Raw genomic sequence first — 1,957 nt, forward strand, 5'->3', positions numbered from 1 at the left:
GCCTGATCGCGCCTGCGGGGCAGGCGCGATCAGGCTGGTCGAAGTTCAACGGGCGGGCGGAAAGCCCGCTGCCGCGTCGGAATTCCTGCGCGGGGCCAAGATCGAAAAAGGACTGAAATTCTCATGAGCATGATGTCGATACGCGCGGCAACGCCGCGGGATCGCGAGGCCATCCGCCTCGTCGAGGAACACGCTTTCGGCCAGCAGGCGGAGGCCGGTCTGGTCGACGCGCTGGTGACCGGCGGCGACGCGGTTGCCGAACTGGTTGCGGAAGAGGACGGCCAGGTGGTCGGCCATATCCTGTTTTCGCGGCTGTTCGTCCAGAATGGCGGCAAGACCTTCGCGGCCGTAGCGCTGGCGCCGCTGGCGGTGGAGCCCTCGTTCCATGGCAGCGGCATTGGCGGCGCGCTGATCCGCGAGGCGCATATCCGCCTCAAGGATGGTGGTGAGACGCTGGCCGTGGTGCTGGGCGACCCCACCTATTACGGGCGTTTCGGCTATAGCCACACGCGTGCCGAGAACTTCGAAAGCGAATACCAGGGCGAAGCGCTGCAGGCGCTGGCCTGGGGTGACGCGCCAGAAGCAGGCAGGCTGGTCTACGCCTCCGCCTTCACCGCTCTCGCCGCGTAGAACAGTCAGCCGTTTTCACGGAAACGGCGAACTGCACTCCTCTTTGTTTTAACGCAATTCCGAACGGAAAACCGTTTCACACTTTTCCTGGAATTGCTCGAGGCGAGAGCTCTAGCCGCAAATGCCGCGTTTTCGCCTCGACATCGAATATGACGGCAGCCTGTTTGCCGGCTGGCAGCACCAGGCGGATCAGCCTTCGGTGCAGCAGGCGATCGAACAGGCGATCGAAAAATTCTGCGGCGAAGCGATCAGGCTGCGCGCCGCCGGCCGCACCGATGCCGGCGTGCATGCGACTGCGCAGGTGGCGCATGTCGACCTCGTCAAGGCGTGGCCGAGCGACAAGGTGCGCGATGCCGTCAACGCCCATCTGCAGGCGGCCGGGGCGCGCATCGCCATCCTGAAAGCGACGGTGGTCTCCGACAGTTTCGACGCCCGCTTCTCGGCCATTGGCCGCCACTATCTCTACCGCATCCTGAACCGCCGCGCGCCGGCCGCGCTCGACAAGGGCAAGGTGTGGTGGGTGCCGAAGCGGCTCGACGCCGGCGCCATGCACGAAGCGGCAAAGGTCCTGCTCGGACGGCATGACTTTACCACCTTCCGCTCGACCCAGTGCCAGGCCAACAGCCCGATCAGGACGCTGGAACGGCTCGATGTGAGCCGACAAGGCGACATGATCGAGGTCAGGGCTTCGGCGCGCTCGTTCCTGCACAACCAGGTGCGTTCGATGGTCGGCTCGCTCAAGCGTGTCGGCGACGGCGGCTGGAGCGCGGCCGACCTGAAAACGGCGCTCGAGGCGCGCGACCGCGCCGCCTGCGGCCAGGTGGCGCCGCCCGACGGGCTGTTTCTCTCCGGTGTCGATTATCCGGTCGAGACGAGCCCGGAAAGGCTCTGAACTCCGACATCGTCCGGGACGGTGATGCCGAGCAACGTCTGCAGGCCGAACAGCACCAGCAGCGACGCAATGAACATGCCGACGAAAACGGCCGTGCCGACCGCTGCGCCCCTGCCCATCGTGGCATTTGTCATGCGCCAGGTCAGCACCATAGAAAGGGCAAAGAGGAACAGCGACACAAGGCTCGAAACCTGGCTTGCGGACGACAGGAAAAGCCGGATCAGCGCCGAAGGCAGCATCAGCCAGGCGGTGATGGCCGAAGCCCAGTTGCTGGCAACGACGTAGTGGACAAAGCGGCCGCCTATGCCGGCGCGCGGCGCGATGAAAGCGAGCGCAACCAGCGGCAGCACCCAGGAGCCGATGTCGACCGTCGCCAGGCGCACCAGCATGCTGAAGCGCCCCGCGAAGGCGTCGGGATCGCCGATTTCGTTGGCG

The 1,957-nt window shown here is 65.6% G+C and carries 3 protein-coding genes and 1 pseudogene; 3 read left to right on the forward strand and 1 reads right to left on the reverse strand.

All coding sequences use genetic code 11. The annotated features are described in order from the left end of the window. The 3 genes and pseudogenes from EN914_RS33630 to truA form a co-directional block, all read left to right on the forward strand. Positions 1-127: pseudogene (locus EN914_RS33630) on the forward strand (methionyl-tRNA formyltransferase); the annotation flags it as partial. Beyond that, positions 124-630, forward strand: a complete 507-nt coding sequence (locus tag EN914_RS33635) for a GNAT family N-acetyltransferase (protein WP_013528472.1) — start codon at positions 124-126, stop codon at positions 628-630. The pseudogene EN914_RS33630 and the gene EN914_RS33635, both read left to right, overlap by 4 nt. Before the next feature lie 121 nt (positions 631-751). Further along, positions 752-1,522 carry a tRNA pseudouridine(38-40) synthase TruA gene (gene truA / locus EN914_RS33640; protein WP_024502082.1) on the forward strand — a complete coding sequence of 257 codons (771 nt, stop codon included), beginning with the start codon at positions 752-754 and terminating at the stop codon, positions 1,520-1,522. Here truA and EN914_RS33645 read toward each other — a convergent pair. Continuing rightward, a partial coding sequence (locus EN914_RS33645; RefSeq protein WP_127389590.1) for a transporter occupies positions 1,489-1,957 on the reverse strand: 469 nt, incomplete at its 5' end. The two genes, truA and EN914_RS33645, sit on opposite strands and share 34 nt — an antisense overlap.

Origin of the sequence: Mesorhizobium sp. M7A.F.Ca.CA.001.08.2.1, assembly GCF_003998455.1 — a bacterium.
In the GTDB taxonomy this organism is placed as follows: Bacteria; Pseudomonadota; Alphaproteobacteria; order Rhizobiales; family Rhizobiaceae; genus Mesorhizobium; species Mesorhizobium ciceri.